Below are 17,108 nucleotides of genomic sequence, written 5' to 3' on the forward strand. Positions count from 1 at the left end.
CGCCCTCGCTGCGGGGCGGCCCTTGCTCGGCGTCCCTGGCTTGGAGACACGCCCACCTCACCCCTCATGCCAATTTCACACGTTTTTGGCCTCTAGCGCTTTATAGATAAGCGCTAGCAGCTATCAATTTAATAGTTCACCAACCCCATGACCACATCACCCAAGAACGCTGGCGCCCTCGCAGGCATCAAGGTGCTCGACCTCTCCCGTGTGCTGGCCGGGCCGTGGTGCACGCAGATCCTGGCCGACCTGGGCGCGGACGTGGTCAAAGTGGAACGCCCCGGCGTGGGCGACGACACGCGCCAGTGGGGCCCGCCTTTTTTGAAAGATGCCGACGGCAACGACACCGACCAGGCCAGCTACTACACCGCCTGCAACCGCAACAAGCGCTCGGTCACCATCGACATGGCCTCGCCAGAGGGCCAGGCGCTGATCCGGCAGATGACGCAAGAGGCGGACATCGTGGTGGAGAACTTCAAGGTGGGCGGGCTTAAGCAATATGGGCTGGACCATGAGAGCCTGCGCGCGCTCAACCCGCGCCTCATCTACTGCTCCGTCACCGGTTTCGGGCAGGACGGGCCTTATGCCGAACGCGCGGGCTACGACCTGATGGTGCAGGCCATGACAGGCCTGATGAGCATCACGGGCCAGGCTGACACCGAACCCGGCGGCGGCCCGATGCGCGTGGGCGTGGCCGTCATTGACCTGTTCACGGGCCTGTATGCCAGCAACGCCATCCTGGCCGCGCTGCATGTGCGCGACAACGCCACCCATGGCACCGGCCAGGGCCAGCACATCGACATGGCGCTGCTGGACGTGGGCATGGCCGTGCTGGCCAACCAGGCCTCGGGCTTCCTCGCCACCGGCAAGGCGCCCGGCCGCATGGGCAACAGCCACCCCAGCCTCGCGCCCTACCAAGACTTCCCCACCGCCGACGGCAACATGCTGTTGGCCATTGGCAACGACGGCCAGTTCCAGCGCTTTTGCGCCGCCGCCGAGCAGCCCCAGTGGGCCAGCGACCCGTGCTATGCCACCAACACACTGCGCGTGCAAAACCGTGCTGCGCTGATCCCCGCCATGGAGGCCGTGACGCGCACGCGCACCACGGCCGACTGGATCACGCTGCTGGAAGACAAGGCCGTGCCCTGCGGCCCCATCAACACCATTGCACAGGCGTTTGACGACGCGCAGGTGCAGGCCCGTGGCCTGGCCGTGACGCTGCCGCGCTGGAAGGACGGCGAGGCCGCCACCGACAACGTGCAGCAGATCACCGGCGTGGCCAGCCCGCTGCGTTTGTCGGCCACGCCGCCCGTGCTGCGCAATGCGCCACCTGCGCTGGGCCAACACACTGATGAGGTATTGCAGTCGTTGGGGCTGGATGCCGACCACATTGCGCGCTTGCGTGCTGACGGGGTGGTGTGACGGAACGGGCTTATGGCTTCTGATGGGAGGCCTTTGATAGGCATTTGAGGGACTGTTTAAACGCGGCGTGGCGCCTGTTCAGTCACTGCACCCTCATGTTCGAGGCGCTGGCTCTTGCGCTTGCGCGCGAGATGTCAGTGGCAGCCCGTGCGCGCATCTTGCACTGCGCGGACAACGCGTTGTGGCGCCAGATCGATGTTCAAAGCCTTCATTGCGAGAGCCAAAGGGCAATCTGCCGGAGGCAACTATCGCCTCTGACGGTTTTCACGGCTTTTACGGGGTGCAGTTGACCAACCGGGCTGTCAATACCGTGCGCCGAGACGAGGCCACAGCGACATGCGTTGGTGCTCGGACGGCTTCGAGATCAAGTGTGACTCAGGACAAACCGTGACCGCGACATTCACGAAAGATTGTTGTGATCGCGAGATCCTGGCCTACCGGGCATGGGAGGGCAAAGGGCTGCCGGGCGAGCCGGTGCGTGAAATGCTCATTGAGGCCGTGGAGAAGCGCTTCGGTCATGTCGATGGCATTCCCGAGGCTCACGCCTTGGAGTTTCTCTCTGACAATGGCGGCGCCTACATCGCAGCCGAGACCCAGCAGATCGCCAGGCAGTTGGGTTTGAAGCCGGTCAACACGCCGGTGTGCAGCCCGCAGAGCAACGGCGTGGCCGAGAGCTTCGTGAACACGTTCAAGCGCGACTACGTCAGCCGCATGGACCTTGCCGATGCGAGAACGGTGATGGAGCAGATGGCCGCAGCCTTCGAACACTTCAATAAAGTGCACCCGCACTCGGCGTTGAAGATGAAATCACCCAGAGAGTTCAGGCAGCATCGCGCTGCCCAACAGCGGATTGCTCAGATCGAGCAGACGCTACATTGCGAATAGTCCGTGTCCTGAAATACGGGGGCAAGATCACTTGTTGTTGTGGGGGCGTCCATATATGCAATGTTATGGCTCCCCTGCTGTCAGAAGGCAAAGAAGCATCGGATACGCCCTGTTACGCCGAAATGCATGCCGTTGCATTGACCAATCTGACGCTTGCTGTGTAGAGTCCACGCGCAAGAGGTAAAGCCCGCAGCGCTGGTAACCGCCACGCGATCAGGAAAATAATTAGGTATAAAAAATAAGGGGAGAGGGATGCAGTACTCGATTGATTTAGCCTATCTGGAAGGCGTGCAAGTCAGCGCGACCAGTGGCTTGATGTTGCGCTGGTTTTGTCGATTTTTTGTAACACCTATTTTTCTTCTTATATCGAGTCAATCCCAATCTGCCCAGCCACCTAAGTGGTGCGAAAGCAAGCCTGGTAATACATACTCTTGGGGTTGTGACCGATATTTTTCGAGCAAGGAGGAGGCGGCTCAAAAAATATCAGAAGAAAAGCTCGTGCAGCTCAATTCGCAGCACCCTCACTATCCGCGGTTTTGGGATGGAAATCTGGTCATTGGGCCATTCCGTCCTGATCAAGTACTTTATTCTAGGCCCGCGTATTGGATGAATCCGCCTTGGAAGGTGGCTGACTCTGTAATGGGGCATGTACACCCAGTTTGCCCCTCTATTGATGGGCGTCAACGTCCCCCTCCTCAAGGCAATATTGAGGCAGAAGCATGTCCGGGGCAGCCTATTGACCCCAAAGACATGATGTGTCCCGCGGGTGGGAGTACACCGAATCCTATTTTGGCGGTCACAGGGGAGAAGTATCAATCTCGTTCTGATATTAATGGGCTAGGAGCCTTCCCTTTAAGTTTCAGCAGAATTTATCAAAGCTTCGAGGCTGGGGCCGGATCCATGGGTATGGCATGGCGCCATAATTTTGCAATTTCGTTAGACAAGATAGGCAGCCCCGCAGGTGGGCAAGAAAGTGTAAGGATTACAGATGGCGGGGGTGAGGTAAGAATATTTACCAAAATCAATGCCATTTGGCAACCTAATGGACACAATGATTCGCTGCAACAAACGAGCGAAGGATGGTTGTATAGATCGGCGCCAAAAGAGTACGAACTTCATTTCGACTCCGCAGGAAAAGTGCTCCTGCAAACTTTCCGGAATGGCTGGGCAGTCAATTTTTATTACAACACTGACGCTAAGCTTGAGCGTGTTGTCAATAATTTTGGTCGTTCCTTTGATTTTTTATACAATTCAAAAGGACTTCTTTCGGAGCTGGTGACCGATGCGGGAGAAAATATAACCTATGCCTACGATAATAATCAAAGGCTGGTTCAGGTAACCTATGATGGCGGCGACGTCGCAAACTACTTTTACGAAGTCTCTACCGGCCCATCCTTGTTAACGGGTTGGGCATTAAACGGGCAACGTGTTTCGACGTACTACTACGATAGTGGACGTCGAGCAACGCAAACTATCAAGAGCGGCGGTGTCGATGGCTATACAGTAAGTTACCCGACCAACATTGGTGAAGCGACGGCCATCACAGACCCGCTTGGCACCAAGCGGAGTTTCAATTACAGCCTGAACCTGGGCAAACTCGCCGTCACAGGCGCTGACAAACCCGACGGCCTCGGCCGCCCCGACGCCGCCAGCCGCGTGCAAAACCCCCTGGGCCTAGTCACCGCAGAAACCGACTTCTTGGGTACTAGCACCACCACTCAGTGGGACAGCTTCCGGCGCCTGCCCACGGCCATTACTCAAGCCTCCGGCAAACCCGAACAGCGGACCACGTCCACCGAATGGCACCCCCAGTGGCGTCTGCCAGTGTCTGTGACCGAACCCGGCCGCACCACCACCTACACCTACGACACCCAGGGCAACCGCCTCACCCAGACGGTCACCGACACCACGGGGGTGACGGGAGGCAACGTCGCTAGAACCACCACCTGGACCTACCACCCCTCCGGCCTTGTCGCGACGGAGACCGCCCCCAACGGTGCAGTGACCAGCTACGCCTACGACATCGCAGGCAACCTCACCACGGTCACCAACGCCCTGGGCCATGTAGACACTTACACCCATGACGCTGCCGGGCGTGTGCTCACCCACACGGCCCCCACGGGCCTGGTCACCACCTATACCTACGATCCCCGCGGGCGCATGCTCACCACCAACCGGGGCGGGCAGCTCACCACATTGACCTACCGCCCCTCGGGTCAGGTGGCCACAGCCACCATGCCGCACGGTCATGTCACCACCTACACCTACGACGCTGCCCAGCGCCTGACGGGCTGGAGCGACAACCGAGGCCACTCCGGCGTCTACACCCTGGACGCCATGGGCAACCGCACCCGTGAAGAGGTGCGCAATGTCCAGGGCCAACTGGCCTGGCTGCTGGCGCGCAGTATCAATAGCCTGAACCGCGTGGAAAGCACCACCGTAGGGGGCCAGCTGACCACCATGCAGGGCTTTGATGCCAACGGCGAAGCCGTGAGCACCACCAACGCCGCCAACGAAACCACCCAACTCGGTCTGGACGCGCTGCGCCGCGTCAAGACCATCACCAACGCTGCCAATGCCACAGCCCAACTGAGCTACAACGCACTGGACAGCGTTACACAGGCCACGGACTTCAAGGGGGTGACCACCACCTACACCCGGGATGCCCTGGGCAACGCTGCCGTTGAATCCAGCCCGGACAGCGGAGGAGAGGCCGCGCAGTACGACGCACTGGGCCTGCCCACCAGCATCGTCGATGCCCTGGGTCAGGCCACCAGCATCGAACGCGACTTGCTGGGCCGCCCCATCCAGATGACCCAGGCCGGTGGACAGACCACCCTCCTGCGCTACGACCTGACGGGCAATCTCTACAACGCGGCCAACCAGCCCAACGCCAGCAAAGGCGCCTTGAGCGAAATCGTGGACCCCAGCGGCACCACGGTCTACCAGCGCGATGCCTTCGGCCGCGTGATCCACAAAACCCAGACCCTGATCAGCGGGAACGTGCGCAGTGTGAGCTACAGCTACACCGCCTCCGGTCTGCTAGCCACCACCACCTACCCCGGTGGACAGGTGCTGCAGTATGTCTATGACACCACCGGCCAGACCACGGGCCTGACCTGGGCAGGCCAGTCCATCGTGAGCGGCATCACCTGGAGCCCTCTGGGCCAGCCCACCGGCTGGACCTGGAACCTGCCCACAGGGAGTACCGGCAACACGCCCATCAACGCCAGCCGCAGCTACAACACCGCGGGCCAGCTCACTGCCACCGAGTTCAGCAGCTACCTGTACAACAACGCAGGCCGCATCACCAGCCTGACCCAGAACCTGGTCAAGCCTGGCAGCACCAACCCGCTGGAGAGCACCCTCAGCCAGGCCGACACCACCTGGAGCGTGCAGTACGACAACCTGGGCCGCATCACCCAACTGGGTGACAGCGTGCGCAGTACCAGCTACCAGTACGACGCCAACGGCAACCGCACGTCCAGCGTGCAGACCACCACTACAGGCAATCCAGCCAGCATCAGTACCGTGAGCCGCAGCTACGGCACAGCAGCAGGCCACAACCGCTTGCTGGGCTTTGAGCAAACCGCCAGTGGAGCAGGCAACACCGCCACCAGCAGCGTTGCCTACCAGTACAACGCAGCAGGCGACCTCACCCACGACGGACTGCGCAGCTACGGCTACGACAGCCAGGGCCGCCTGGAAAGCGCCACCACCGGAGCAGGGGAAGACGCCCCCAAGACTAAATACGCCCACAACGCCCTGGGCCAGCGCGTCTTCAAGACCGAACCCCTGTACACCGCCAGCACCCAAAGCACCGGCAAGAACCTGAACAACCTGCTGGCCGATGACGATGAAGAAGACCCGCAGGCAAAGCAGCCCGGCCTCATCCAGCAACTGGTGAACTTCTTCAGCAAACTCTGGAGCCCTGGCACCAGCGAAGCCGAACTCCTGGGCTGGAGCTACGTGTATGGGGAAGACGGCAGCCTGCTGGGCGAGTACGGCACGGGCGGGGCCTTGAGTGGAGGGATTAGCCAATACCTCTACCTGCCCACCGCCAATGGTCCGATGCCCATTGCGGCAATGATCAAGGGAACGGCCTACGCCATCCACAGCGACCACCTGAACACCCCGAGAAAGCTCACCCAGGCCGACGGGCACGTGGCATGGCAGTGGGCGTACAGCGCGCTTGGAGATGAGCAGCCGACCACGGCAGCCAAGCGGTTCACGAGCGAGACGACCACCCCAACCACGGGCACGACCTCTATCCCGGATGTCCAATTCAACCTGCGGTACCCGGGGCAATACTTTGACCAGGAGACTGGACTGCACTACAACTACTTCAGGAGTTATGACAGCAGGACGGGGCGGTATACGCAGGCGGATCCGATTGGGCTGGATGGGGGGTGGAATCGGTTTGCCTATGTGGAGGGGAATCCACTGAGCTATGTCGATCCTGAGGGTTTGGCTGCTGAACATACAAGTGGAGCAAGACCGAGTACTAAAGGAAAGCATGAGAAAGGTCAGGCACGAAAAGGCAAGGATGCAGGCGGAGAAAAGGGAGATAAAAGCAGAAGACCCCCTAGTCAGAAACCCCCGAACCACAAGGGACCTTGGCCTGTTATACTTGGAATATTGCCGTTAGTTTGCCCGCTATGCGAAGTAATGGAGCCACCTCCTATACCCGGGCCTGAGCTTTGTTAATAGAAGTCTGCCATGAAAAAAATTAATGATGGCCAATCTGATGGCCCCTACGAACTTGCTCTGGCAGCGGCCTCAAGCAGCCAACCCAAATTAGAAGCAGCAAGATCGCTGCTCGAAGAGGCTCACCAAAATGGAGACCCACGTGCCACATATGCCTTGGCGACTTGGTGCTTGTTCGGCCATGGCGGCTTTGAATTGGACTTGAAAAGAGCCGTTGCTTTGCTAAAAGAGGCCTCCAAAGCCGATATTCCATCAGCCCATTTCGACTTGGCCGTCTGCTATGAGAAAGGCAGTGGCGTTAGAAGAAATAATAAATTAGCGTATCGTCATTTTTTGGCAGCTTCCCTTTATGGAGATAATGATGCTTATGGAGAGGTGGGGCGTTGTCTCTACTATGGAATTGGTATTGATCGCGATCGAAAGGCCGCGAAAATTTGGCTTCGGCGAGCAAGAATGATGGGTGTCAATATTCGCTAACATGTAATCCGGGTGGATTTTGGTTACGGTCGCGCGCGCCAAGCCCACCTCTTGCGTGAGTACACGCACTGAGGTCTATTACTCACACAAAAAGCCACCTGCAACCCCTGCCAGCCGCTAAAGCTGTGGGGTTCCGGGTGGCTTCTTTTATGGTGCCAGCGTTGCGCGTGCTACGAGCTGTGTTGAGCCAGCATGGCCTCGATCACGTCAATCACCATGCGCTGGCGAGGCTTGGAAAGCGTGCTGATGCGCTCCAGTTGATTCTCCAATTTAGACGGTGGGCCGCGCTTGGAGCGCCGGGCCTGTGTGTCTTCTCCAAATAACTCTTCCAGCGACATGGACAGGGTTCTGGCTACGGTTGGCAGTGCAGCTACTTGAATGCGCCTGCGGCCTACCTCATAGGCCTGCACGGTCTGCTGCGACACCCCCAACACCTCAGCCAGCTGCACCTGCGTGATGCCGCATGCTTTGCGCTGCGCGGCGATGCGCTCGCCCAACGTCACAAAGAAATCGCGCTCTTCGCTGCTGATGGCCATGACTGCGTGTGCCTGCGGGAAAGTGGAGACAGTAGCGAGCATAGGGTCAGCATTTGCGATGAGTGGTGTTGAATACTACTTTGAGTAGTACACTTCTGTCGAGTTAAAAAAATCTGGATCGCCTGCAAGGCAAGACCCCAGGCTGCTCTCAGGAATCCATCGCACAGGACTCGTTGCCATGCCCCGCATCCCAAACACTGACATCCAGCGGCTAAAAGAAGAAATTGCAGTGCAACGCCTGGTCGAGAGCTCAGGCATCGAGCTCAAGAAGACGGGCAAGGACCTGGCAGGGCACTGCCCCTTCCATGCGGATGAAACCGCGAGCCTCATCGTCACACCCGCCAAGAACCTGTGGCACTGCTTTGCCAGAGCAGGAGAGCTTGGCCGTGGGCGATCTGGTACGCATCACGGCCAACGATCCGTCGCGGGGTCTGGTTAATGGCGATCTGGGCCGGGTCATGGCACTGGACAACACCCACGACGTGGGCTTGCAATTGCCCGATGGGCGCGAAGTCTGGCTCGATGGCACGCGGCCCTTGTTGCTGGACTATGGCTATTGCTCCACCGTCCATGCTGCGCAGGGCCAGACCTGCAGCCGCGTGCTCATTGATGCGGATGCGCACAGCCTCACGGCCAGCCGCAACAGCTTCTATGTGGCCATCAGCCGTGCGCGGGACAGCGCCCACATCTACACCGATGACCGGGAAATGCTGCCCGCAGCGATGAGCAGAGAGCATGAGCGGCAGGCCGCGCTAGAGATGGTTGCTGACCTGCAACCCGAGCGCCAGAACGACGGAAGCCGCAGAAAACCACGCTTCGCGAGCCAAGCGAAGCGCCTGCGGCGCTCCTGCATGGCCTGAATGGAAGCCTGAAAACAGGCCCCTTGCACGCGCGCAGGTAAGGGGCAAAATGCGTCTCAAGAAAAAAATTGCAGGAGGTACGAAGGGCCGGGAGGAAAACGCTGCGAAAGCCGCATGGTGTCTGGGAAAACGGGCTATAGCTACGGTGAACTGCGTCAGGGCCAACAATCTTTGCCTATGTGGATGGCAATCCGCTGAAGTTCGCTGATCCCAATGGACTCCAGGCAACGCTGCCCGGTCCAGGTGGTTTGCCAATACCGGTTCCTGCGCCTCCCACTGGCACACCTCCTTCGCGGCCGATTGATCCGGATTTTCCGCTGCCTCCTCCGGTCGGCCCCTACGTTCCACCGGTTCCCCCTGTCGGATTTCCTCTTCCACTTAAACCAATACTTGACATCATCAACTGGTGCATGCCCTCAGCAGAAAAGAACTGCGAAGCGCTTCGCCAGAGCATTTTGAACACATGTGCGAGCTTGTCTGGGGCGAAGAAGGCGCGTTGCGTTGCTGCCGCCAACGAAAGCTATCGCCAATGCATGAGCGAAAGATAAAGGGACGCGTATGGCACAAAGGTTCATTGCTGAACGCAAGGTGATTTGCGAAGAGATATCAACAGGAATCCGAAAGCATGTGACGATTCGAATCGGTGTACCGTATTGGCCCCCAGGAGATCCATTTGCTTCATGTCCAGTGGAATTCTTGGGTCTGTTTGATGAATTTGCTGATGCCAAAGGCGTTGACACGCTTCAGGCATTGCAGCAAGCCGCAGATATTGATGACATGCTTCGGCGTCTTGGTCACAAATACCGATTCTTCTGGGAATCGGGCGATCCGTACTTTGACGAATAGTTGCAGCAAGAAAAAGCCACCCGCGCCCCCAATCAGCCGCTAAAGCTGTGGGGTTGCAGGTGGCTTCTTCTTTTAGCCGCTGGGTGTTTGGGCTCTACGCCTTCTTACCCGTCGTCTTCGCCTTGGCACTGCCCTTGGGCATGTCCTTCTTGTCCTCAGGCGTGATGAACCCAATAGGCCGCTTGGGCGGCTCAGGCGGCGTCATCAGCTCGCGCAGCGCATCAAACACCTGCTTGAGCTGGGCGCGGGTATTGCGGCTAAAAGTGTCATGCTGCATCGCCAGCGCCTCGGTCTTGTCCTGCAGCTCCGAAAGCTGCCGGGCCAGGTCCTGGTGCGTAGCCGCCATGGAGCGCACCTGCACAAAAGCCCGCATGATCTCGATATTGATGGCGATGGCACGCGGGCTGTTGAGCACCGAAGACAACATCGCCACGCCCTGCTCGGTGAACGCATAAGGCGCATAGCGGCGGCCACCCCGGCCGGTGTTTGAGGTCACAAACTGTGACCTCAAAGAAGCCCACTCCTGGGCATCCAGCTGGAACATGAAATCCCCCGGAAACCGCTCGCTATTGCGCTTGATGGCCTGCACCAGTACCTTGGTCTCCACCCCGTAAAGCGCAGCCAGATCGGCGTCCAGCATCACGCGCTGATCGCGCAGCGACAGGATGTGGCGGGCAATGTGGGGTTGCAGAGCGGGGGCGGTGGTTGTGGTAGGCGTGGCAGAAGGTTTGCCACTCATGCTGCAGCACTCCCGGCCAGCAGGCCGTCAAGCATCTGCATGACCACCTGCTGCTTGGCACGCGGCAGCGTGGCGATCAACTCCATCTGCTGCTGCCACTTCGGCGTGGGCCCGCGCTTGGCCGGAGCGTTCTTGGCCGCCGCCTTGGGCTGCGCATCAAAAAGCACATCCAGAGAAACCTCCAGATGCTGGGCCACGGCGGGCATGCGCGCCGACAAGATTGCCGACAAAGTGAGGCGCTACATGGACTTTGCGGGCATCCCCAAGGGCGGCAGCACCCACCTGCTGCGCCACGCCTGCGCCACGCACATGCTCGAAGGCGGCGCCGACATCCGCTTCATTCAGGCCCTGCTGGGCCACACCAGCCTGGAGACCACCGAGATCTACACCCACGTCTCCATTGACAAGCTGATCGAAGTGCACCGGGCCACGCACCCGAGCCGGTTGGAGCGGGCCAAGCGGCAGGATGACGAGGCCAGCCAGGCAGCCAGCGAGGACGCGACCACCGCGCTGCTGCAGGCGTTGGCGGATGAGGAAGACGGGGATGAGGGCGAGAGCGAAGGCGCGGACGCTTGAGGGCAAGGCCAGCGCTGGAGGAAGTCAAAGCCAGCGTGCCCGTGCCTGCGGCACCGGCACAGGGAGTTCAAGCCAGGCGCTGCGCGCCGTCCGTGGAGTTGGCCCCCGCCCACCCTGTGGGGCCAGGCGCTTGCGCGCCTTTGGCCCGCGCCGGGAGGTGGCCCGTCCGCCCCCCAAGGGGGCTCCCTCCACCCCCGGCGCTGGGGTGCGGTGGCGTTGGCAAGCGCGGTGCCTGTGCCGGGCGTAGGTCACGGCTCGCTGGCGCATCGCCGGGCAAGCAACCCAACAGCCTGCACGGCGCTGCGCGCCGTGCCCCGACTCCTGCAGGCCACCCGATCCGAACCCCATCCCTCTTTGTTGACGAGGGTGCGCCAGCGGTGCCAGGCAGTAAAGGCCAAGCCCTTCGGGTGCTGCGCAGCCTTGACAGCCTGGCCCCGCTGACGCCCGTGTCGCTCATGAGGGGTGGGGTACCCCTGCACGCGCGGCGTGCCGGATGCCACTACCGGCCCCGCTGTTCATCCACCATTGAAGGAGCTTCTTATGTCCCGCAAAACCAAATCCAAATCCGTCACGCTGGCCCTGCCCGAAGAGTTCATCGCGCTGTGCGCCAGCGACGGCGTGGCGCCCGAGCTGGTATTGCGCGGCTTCATTGCGGACCTGAGCGAAATCATGGATTGGGTCAGCGACCCGCGCACCGATGGTTATTGCAGCAACGGCAGCGACGAGCGGCGCATGGCGATGGAGTATTACCGGCGGGTGGGCTATCCGTGGTGGAACAAGGGCTGAGCCCGGCTGCGCCAAGCAGATACACGGGCTGCGCCCGTGCATCCATTCGGCGAAGAGTTTTAAGTAAAAAGTGGCCCTGGCGCTTGATCTATAAGCGCTAGCAGCTATCAAAAGCGCAGTGAATTCCAGCGGCTAAAGAAGAAGCAAAGCGCCCATGACCGCGTGCGCGCCCGTGCGTGGGCCTGCGGATGCGTGGGGCAGAATGCGCCTCTGGGAAAAATTCTTCTCCACCGATGCAAACCCTCCAGCGCAGACGCTGCCAAACCCGCACCAGGTCTAGGAAAAAAGCCTGTGTTTACGGTGTGCGCGTGTCGAGGGCAACAATCTTTGCCTATGTGGAGGGGAATCCGCTGGGGGCGATCGATCCCGAGGGCTTGATGGGATTGCCTAGAAATCCCTTGGATTTAATCCCGCTTGAAGGAGGTCCGGGCGGCGGGGGCGGCACCGTTGGTGGTCCGTCGCCGTTTGGTGGTGGTCGTAGTGGTGGCGGTGGGGCGACTAGTGGATCGGGTGCAAGTGGTATGAGTGGTGCACGGCCTGTCCCGATTCCTATAACACCTCCTATGCAATGCGAACGCGATGATCGGTGTGAAAAACAGCGACGACAGGATGAAGCGCTGTGCATTGCAATTGCTGGAGCGAGATATGGTGCAAGAGGTAAAGCTGTTTGTTTAAGCTCCGCCATGGAACGGTATGCACAATGCTTGGCTGATAAACCAAGGCCACCCTTACATGGAGTAGATACGCCGCTATGAATTCATTCTCAAATAAATATATCGTAGAATTCAATGAGAATCATGGTGAATTCACCATTGATTTTGTTAAAAAAATCGACGATTGTATGCCATTGGTGGTTATTAAAACTGAAGATTTGAAGGAAATGAATTTGAAGCAAGCATCTGAATTTATAGGTGAACGCTTGATTCTTTTGATGCCTGCGCTACGAAAAATATATGAGGATTATTTATGGAGCGAGGATGGTGACTCGCCGAAAAAAGGATGAGGGAGGCCTCGGCGCCCTAAAATCCAAAGTGCAACACTCACCAGACTCATGAGGGGTGCCGTTGACTACCGCTTCTAAGTTGATAGCTACCAGGAGTTGCCCAGCAAGGGCCAGAGCCAAATTTCACCTGATTAGCTACGTACCTCAGACACCCGCAACATTTTCAATGGAAGAGGCCTTGTGGTTACTAGCGCCCGCAGCAGCCTTGGCAGCATGGCGGGCAGGTCAAAGCGGCGGTTGAAGCGGTAGCAGAACTCCGCCAGGTAGCGTGCAGCATATTTGGCATGATCAAACGAGTGGTACGTTCCCGCCACACTGGTCTTGAGATTGCCCAGCAGGGTGTTGACCCAGTGCAGCTGGGGCGTCTGCGCCCCCTGGCGGCCACCTCCCGTGACGTGGGGCTCATGAATAGCGCCCACCTGGCGCACCTGGGCAAAGGCAGGTGTGCCATCGCTGACCACATGACAGCCGGGCGCCAGATAGCGCTGCGCCCACTGCGCCATCTCCTGATTCGTGAAGTCCGCCACTGGCACCAAGCGCAGGTACAGCGGCCTGCCGTTCTCGCTGGTCTGTACGGCAGCTACAAAGGCGGATTTGTTGGCCGCCTTGCGTCCACCGTTGATACTGCCTGCGCGCTCGCCCCCAAGGTAGGCATCATCGATCTCCACACGCCCGCTCAGCAGATAGCGCGCATCGCGCTGGCCCATGGCCTGCATCAGCTTGTGTTTGAGCAGCCACGCTGTCTTGTAGGACACACCCAACTGGCGCTTGAGCGCCAGGGCGCTTGAATGGCGTTCTTGTGCTGGGTGAGCAAATACATGGCCAGGAACCACAGCCGCAGGGGCAGATGGGTGTGCTCCATCACGGTGCCCACGATGCTCGAACTCTGGTAGCCGCAGATAAAGCACTCCCACAGCTGGCGGCCGATGCCATTGCGGGTGAGAAAGAAGCGCTTGCAGCCGCAGTGGGCACACTGCCAGCCGTGGGGCCAGCGGGCGGCCACCAAGGCGCGTTCGCACTGTTCTTCACGGCCGTAGAGAGCCTGGAACTGGGGCAGCGACAGGCCGCGCTGGAACTGGATGGCATTCATTGACATTGCCTGCTCCTTGGCCGATGACTCGGCACTGGTTGTTGGAGGGCTGGCAATGGCGGAACGTTCACGACGAACTGAGGTATGTCGCTAATCAGGCGGATTTGCACACGCAGGGTTACCGGCCTAGGATGGGCGCCTATACATTCAGGAGCACCCCATATCCACCACCACGACCACCTTCAAGGTTGGTGATCACGTCACCTGGAACTCAGAGGCGGGACACGTCAGCGGCCACATCATCAAGGTGCATCACCGCAACTTTGACTACAAGGGCTACACGCACCACGCCACACAGGACGACCCGCAATACGAAATCAAGAGTGACAAAACCAACCACATCGCGGCGCACAAGGGGTCGGCGCTGAAAAAAATGCACCGTTAGTCGGGGCGGCGCAACTTTGTCTGGCGTTTTTTTGAGTACGCCCAGCGCAGCGCAGCAGTTGCGCCCATGTTCAACGCGGGCGCTCGAAACCCGCTTCAGCCCAGCGCATGGCGCTGTCCACCGTCAGCCGGTACGTGGGCAACACGGGCACCGTGGCCAGCACCTCGCCCAATGGGCCCCGAGCGCTCAGCGTGGCGGTTGCGCCTTCATCGTCGGGCACGATGGCCAGCAACACGCGCACGCGCTCGCCCCGCCAGGTGATGGTGACGTTTTTGTTCAGTTGTGCATAAAGCTGCTGCTCATGGCGGCGCAGCACTTCGCTGGCTGTTTTAACCAGCGTGTTGAAGGCATTCACATCCAGCGGCTTGGGGTTCTTTTTGTCGCGTCCCATGGTCCACGGGCCCACCAACGCGGGCTCATCCTCGCCCCGCAGTGTCATGGAAACGGCCCAACCATCGTCATCCTCGTTTTTGATGACCCGCGCCGTCCAGTGCCCGTCGCTCCACAGGCGGGGTTCCTGGATGGTGGAAGGTGTGTCATCGGTGTGATCGATCATGGCGGCGGGCTATGCAAGGAAAAGGCGCAGAGCATACGCGCATCGACAGCATCGGCCCAGCAGCCACTGCTCCCCTTACGGCCATCGTATGCAGCCCCGTCAACCCGCATTCAGAATGGAAAGCGCAGGGTAAAAGCCGTGCGGCCCGGGTGCGAGGCAACCCCTACATCGCCTTTGTGCGCACGCAAAATCGCCTGCGTGATGGCCAGGCCCAGGCCCGTGCCCTCGCCTGATGCGTGCTGGCGCGACGGATCAGCCCTGTAAAAGCGCTCGAACAACCGGGCCAGGTGTTGCGCGGGAATCATCTCGCCGGTGTTTTCCACCGTGAGCACGATCTGGCCTTGCTGCCGAACAATGGTCACGGCAACCTGCCCCCCGGCGGGGGTATGGCGCAGTGCGTTGGACAACAGGTTGTTCAGCGCCCGGCGCAGCATGAGCCGGTCGCCCAGCACCACGCCCGCGCCTTGCATTTCCAGCCGAATCGCTTGCTCATCGGCCAGTGCCTCGTAGAAGTCAAACAGGTCATGCACCTCGCGTGCCAAGTCCACCGGCTCACCATGCACGATGGCCAAGCCGTTCTCGGCCTTGGCCAGAAACAGCATGTCGGAGATCATCCGCGCCAGGCGCTCATATTCCTCCACATTGGACTCCAGGATGTCGCGGTAGATGTCTGCTTCACGCGGTCGGCTCAGTGCCACCTGGGTCTGCATCATCAAGTTGCTGATGGGTGTGCGCAACTCGTGTGCCAGATCCGAAGAAAAATCGGACAGCCGTCGAAAGGCATCCTCCAGACGTTCGAGCATTTCGTTCAGGGTGGTGGCCAGGTCGGCCAGCTCGGCCGGTACGGCCTGGGTCGGCACGCGACGGTCCAGGCTTTGCGCCGTGACGGCGGCGGCCTGTTCGCGCATGGCCCGCAGTGGCGCCAAGCCCCGGCGTGCAGCAAACCAGCCCAGCAGGCCCACCATCAGCGCCGCACAGGCCACAAACAGCCACAGGGTGCGGCGAAAGTCGTACATGAAATCATCGTGGTGCGCGCTATCGATGGCGAGAAAGACACGCACGCCCCCATGCGCAGCAGGGGCCATGGGCATGCCCCATTCCAGCCCATGGAACCGCCGCCCTTGAGTGGTCCATTTCTGCAAGGGCGCTGCTGCACGATCCGGCCCCCTGGTAGCCACCGAATCCGGAAAAACGACCCCCGGTGTGGCAAACAACAACGCCCGGTCAGGCCCGCGCACCGCCATTACCAGATCATGGTGTCCGGAGAAGGCTTCACGCAGTTGCCCGACCATCCCCGCCAGATCTTGCGGTGTACGCGCAGCACCAATGATGTGCTCGGCATGCTGCAACTTGCCCGTCAATTCAGAGCGGTCAAGGTCATCGAAATGGCGTTCGATGGCGCCCAGCACCACCCAGCCCAGGAGCAGCAGGACAGCCCCCGAGGCCGTGGTGAAAAGCAGCGTCAACCGAGCGGTCAGGGACAGGCGTGGCATCAACACCCGGAATCCTCCAGCACGTAGCCCATGCCGCGCACGGTGCGGATCAACTTGCGCTCGAAGGCATCATCCACTTTGGCGCGCAAACGGCGCACAGCCACTTCGATCACATTGGTGTCGCTGTCGAAGTTCATGTCCCAGACCTGGGAAGCAATCAGGGTGCGCGGCAGCACTTCGCCCTGCCGGCGCAGCAGCAATTCGAGCAGCGCAAACTCCTTGGCCGTGAGGTCGATGCGATGACCGCCGCGCACGACGCGGCGGCGCACAAGATCCAGCTCCAGATCAGCCACCCGCAGCAGCGTGCTCTCCATTCCGCTCTTGCCCCGGCGCAGCAGAGTGCGCACCCGCGCCAGAAACTCCGAAAAAGCAAAGGGCTTGACGAGGTAGTCGTCGGCCCCCAATTCCAGGCCCTTGACCCTGTCCTCCACCTGGTCCCGCGCTGTCAGAAACATCACCGGCATGTGCTTGCCCCCCTGGCGCAAGATGTCCAGCAATTGCCAGCCGCTCATCCCCGGCAACATGACATCGAGCACCAGCAGGTCGTAGTCGCCCGTCATGGCCAGATGCAGGCCATCAACACCGCTGCGCACCAAATCGGCCACAAACCCCGACTCGGTCAGCCCTTGCTGCAGGTAGTCCCCCGTCTTGGGCTCATCTTCAACGATCAGGATTTTCATGCGGCGCAGAGCTGCTGTGGGGCACACCACCCGATTGTGCCCGCCGCATCCCGCACTGGAGCGTAGA

The 17,108-nt window shown here is 60.2% G+C and carries 17 protein-coding genes and 2 pseudogenes; 12 read left to right on the plus strand and 7 right to left on the minus strand.

What is annotated here, in order from left to right; genetic code table 11:
• Nucleotides 1-147: 147 nt before the first annotated feature.
• From C8D04_RS07765 to C8D04_RS07785, 5 genes and pseudogenes are all read left to right on the plus strand, one after another.
• Nucleotides 148-1,422, plus strand: coding sequence for a CaiB/BaiF CoA-transferase family protein (locus C8D04_RS07765; RefSeq protein WP_116004321.1), 1,275 nt, complete (start codon nt 148-150; stop codon nt 1,420-1,422).
• Nucleotides 1,423-1,466: 44 nt separating this feature from the next.
• A complete protein-coding gene (locus C8D04_RS19115; RefSeq protein WP_255415508.1) occupies nt 1,467-1,712 on the plus strand; it encodes a transposase family protein in 246 nt (81 codons plus the stop codon).
• A gap of 40 nt (nt 1,713-1,752) precedes the next feature.
• A pseudogene (locus C8D04_RS07775) lies at nt 1,753-2,307 on the plus strand (integrase core domain-containing protein); the annotation flags it as partial.
• A gap of 1,395 nt (nt 2,308-3,702) precedes the next feature.
• Complete coding sequence (locus tag C8D04_RS07780; protein WP_158550291.1) at nt 3,703-7,014, plus strand: RHS repeat-associated core domain-containing protein; 3,312 nt, start codon at nt 3,703-3,705, stop codon at nt 7,012-7,014.
• 12 nt (nt 7,015-7,026) lie between these two features.
• A complete protein-coding gene (locus tag C8D04_RS07785) occupies nt 7,027-7,491 on the plus strand; it encodes a tetratricopeptide repeat protein (RefSeq protein ID WP_116004323.1) in 465 nt (154 codons plus the stop codon).
• Between the two features lie 170 nt (nt 7,492-7,661).
• Here C8D04_RS07785 and C8D04_RS07790 read toward each other — a convergent pair whose 3' ends face one another.
• Nucleotides 7,662-8,069: a helix-turn-helix transcriptional regulator gene (locus tag C8D04_RS07790; protein WP_233521141.1), complete on the minus strand. Its 408-nt coding sequence runs from the start codon at nt 8,067-8,069 to the stop codon at nt 7,662-7,664.
• A gap of 136 nt (nt 8,070-8,205) precedes the next feature.
• Here C8D04_RS07790 and C8D04_RS07795 point away from each other — a divergent pair, with 136 nt between their 5' ends.
• From C8D04_RS07795 to C8D04_RS18550, 3 genes are all read left to right on the plus strand, one after another.
• Nucleotides 8,206-8,466, plus strand: a complete 261-nt coding sequence (locus C8D04_RS07795; protein ID WP_116004325.1) for a CHC2 zinc finger domain-containing protein — start codon at nt 8,206-8,208, stop codon at nt 8,464-8,466.
• Nucleotides 8,414-8,887 (plus strand): ATP-dependent RecD-like DNA helicase, encoded by a 474-nt coding sequence (locus C8D04_RS07800; protein WP_158550292.1) that lies wholly within the window; start codon nt 8,414-8,416, stop codon nt 8,885-8,887. The genes C8D04_RS07795 and C8D04_RS07800 overlap by 53 nt, the downstream gene beginning before the upstream one ends.
• 558 nt (nt 8,888-9,445) lie before the next feature.
• Nucleotides 9,446-9,733 carry a hypothetical protein gene (locus tag C8D04_RS18550; RefSeq protein ID WP_133243612.1) on the plus strand — a complete coding sequence of 96 codons (288 nt, stop codon included), beginning with the start codon at nt 9,446-9,448 and terminating at the stop codon, nt 9,731-9,733.
• 94 nt (nt 9,734-9,827) lie between these two features.
• Here C8D04_RS18550 and C8D04_RS07805 read toward each other — a convergent pair whose 3' ends face one another.
• Nucleotides 9,828-10,472 (minus strand): ORF6N domain-containing protein, encoded by a 645-nt coding sequence (locus tag C8D04_RS07805; protein ID WP_116004327.1) that lies wholly within the window; start codon nt 10,470-10,472, stop codon nt 9,828-9,830.
• Nucleotides 10,469-10,669 (minus strand): hypothetical protein, encoded by a 201-nt coding sequence (locus tag C8D04_RS18945; protein WP_243405757.1) that lies wholly within the window; start codon nt 10,667-10,669, stop codon nt 10,469-10,471. Before C8D04_RS18945 ends, C8D04_RS07805 begins: the two co-directional genes overlap by 4 nt.
• 7 nt (nt 10,670-10,676) lie before the next feature.
• Here C8D04_RS18945 and C8D04_RS18950 point away from each other — a divergent pair, with 7 nt between their 5' ends.
• The 3 genes from C8D04_RS18950 to C8D04_RS18555 all read left to right on the plus strand — a co-directional run bounded on the left by C8D04_RS18950 (nt 10,677) and on the right by C8D04_RS18555 (nt 12,837).
• Nucleotides 10,677-11,048, plus strand: coding sequence for a tyrosine-type recombinase/integrase (locus C8D04_RS18950; RefSeq protein ID WP_279338423.1), 372 nt, complete (start codon nt 10,677-10,679; stop codon nt 11,046-11,048).
• A gap of 540 nt (nt 11,049-11,588) precedes the next feature.
• The gene (locus tag C8D04_RS07815; RefSeq protein ID WP_116004329.1) at nt 11,589-11,834 is read left to right on the plus strand and encodes a hypothetical protein; all 246 of its coding nucleotides are present in this window, start codon (nt 11,589-11,591) and stop codon (nt 11,832-11,834) included.
• Between the two features lie 751 nt (nt 11,835-12,585).
• Complete coding sequence (locus tag C8D04_RS18555; protein WP_133243613.1) at nt 12,586-12,837, plus strand: hypothetical protein; 252 nt, start codon at nt 12,586-12,588, stop codon at nt 12,835-12,837.
• Between the two features lie 131 nt (nt 12,838-12,968).
• Here C8D04_RS18555 and C8D04_RS07820 read toward each other — a convergent pair.
• A pseudogene (locus C8D04_RS07820) lies at nt 12,969-13,933 on the minus strand (IS1595 family transposase).
• Nucleotides 13,934-14,087: 154 nt separating this feature from the next.
• Here C8D04_RS07820 and C8D04_RS07825 point away from each other — a divergent pair.
• Nucleotides 14,088-14,312 (plus strand): DUF2945 domain-containing protein, encoded by a 225-nt coding sequence (locus tag C8D04_RS07825; RefSeq protein WP_116004330.1) that lies wholly within the window; start codon nt 14,088-14,090, stop codon nt 14,310-14,312.
• A gap of 70 nt (nt 14,313-14,382) precedes the next feature.
• Here the strand turns inward: C8D04_RS07825 and C8D04_RS07830 are convergent, their stop codons facing one another.
• From C8D04_RS07830 to C8D04_RS07840, 3 genes are all read right to left on the minus strand, one after another.
• Entirely contained in the window at nt 14,383-14,868 is a 486-nt protein-coding gene (locus C8D04_RS07830) for a hypothetical protein (RefSeq protein ID WP_116004331.1), read from the minus strand.
• 110 nt (nt 14,869-14,978) lie between these two features.
• Nucleotides 14,979-16,361, minus strand: a complete 1,383-nt coding sequence (locus C8D04_RS07835; protein WP_347708416.1) for a heavy metal sensor histidine kinase — start codon at nt 16,359-16,361, stop codon at nt 14,979-14,981.
• On the minus strand, nt 16,361-17,041 hold the full coding sequence (locus C8D04_RS07840) for a heavy metal response regulator transcription factor (protein WP_116004332.1): 681 nt from the start codon (nt 17,039-17,041) through the stop codon (nt 16,361-16,363). The genes C8D04_RS07835 and C8D04_RS07840 overlap by 1 nt, the downstream gene beginning before the upstream one ends.
• Nucleotides 17,042-17,108 lie beyond the last annotated feature (67 nt).

This window comes from Simplicispira sp. 125 (genome assembly GCF_003096555.1).
In the GTDB taxonomy this organism is placed as follows: Bacteria; Pseudomonadota; Gammaproteobacteria; order Burkholderiales; family Burkholderiaceae_C; genus Simplicispira.

Coding starts and splice junctions, on each gene's coding strand:
- C8D04_RS07765 (WP_116004321.1), top strand. CDS start 148: ATGACCACATCACCCAAGAACGCTGGCGCCCTCGCAGGCATCAAGGTG.
- C8D04_RS07785 (WP_116004323.1), top strand. CDS start 7,027: ATGAAAAAAATTAATGATGGCCAATCTGATGGCCCCTACGAACTTGCT.
- C8D04_RS07790 (WP_233521141.1), bottom strand. CDS start 8,069: ATGCTCGCTACTGTCTCCACTTTCCCGCAGGCACACGCAGTCATGGCC.
- C8D04_RS07795 (WP_116004325.1), top strand. CDS start 8,206: ATGCCCCGCATCCCAAACACTGACATCCAGCGGCTAAAAGAAGAAATT.
- C8D04_RS18550 (WP_133243612.1), top strand. CDS start 9,446: ATGGCACAAAGGTTCATTGCTGAACGCAAGGTGATTTGCGAAGAGATA.
- C8D04_RS07805 (WP_116004327.1), bottom strand. CDS start 10,472: ATGAGTGGCAAACCTTCTGCCACGCCTACCACAACCACCGCCCCCGCT.
- C8D04_RS18950 (WP_279338423.1), top strand. CDS start 10,677: ATGCGCGCCGACAAGATTGCCGACAAAGTGAGGCGCTACATGGACTTT.
- C8D04_RS07815 (WP_116004329.1), top strand. CDS start 11,589: ATGTCCCGCAAAACCAAATCCAAATCCGTCACGCTGGCCCTGCCCGAA.
- C8D04_RS18555 (WP_133243613.1), top strand. CDS start 12,586: ATGAATTCATTCTCAAATAAATATATCGTAGAATTCAATGAGAATCAT.
- C8D04_RS07830 (WP_116004331.1), bottom strand. CDS start 14,868: ATGATCGATCACACCGATGACACACCTTCCACCATCCAGGAACCCCGC.
- C8D04_RS07835 (WP_347708416.1), bottom strand. CDS start 16,361: ATGCCACGCCTGTCCCTGACCGCTCGGTTGACGCTGCTTTTCACCACG.
- C8D04_RS07840 (WP_116004332.1), bottom strand. CDS start 17,041: ATGAAAATCCTGATCGTTGAAGATGAGCCCAAGACGGGGGACTACCTG.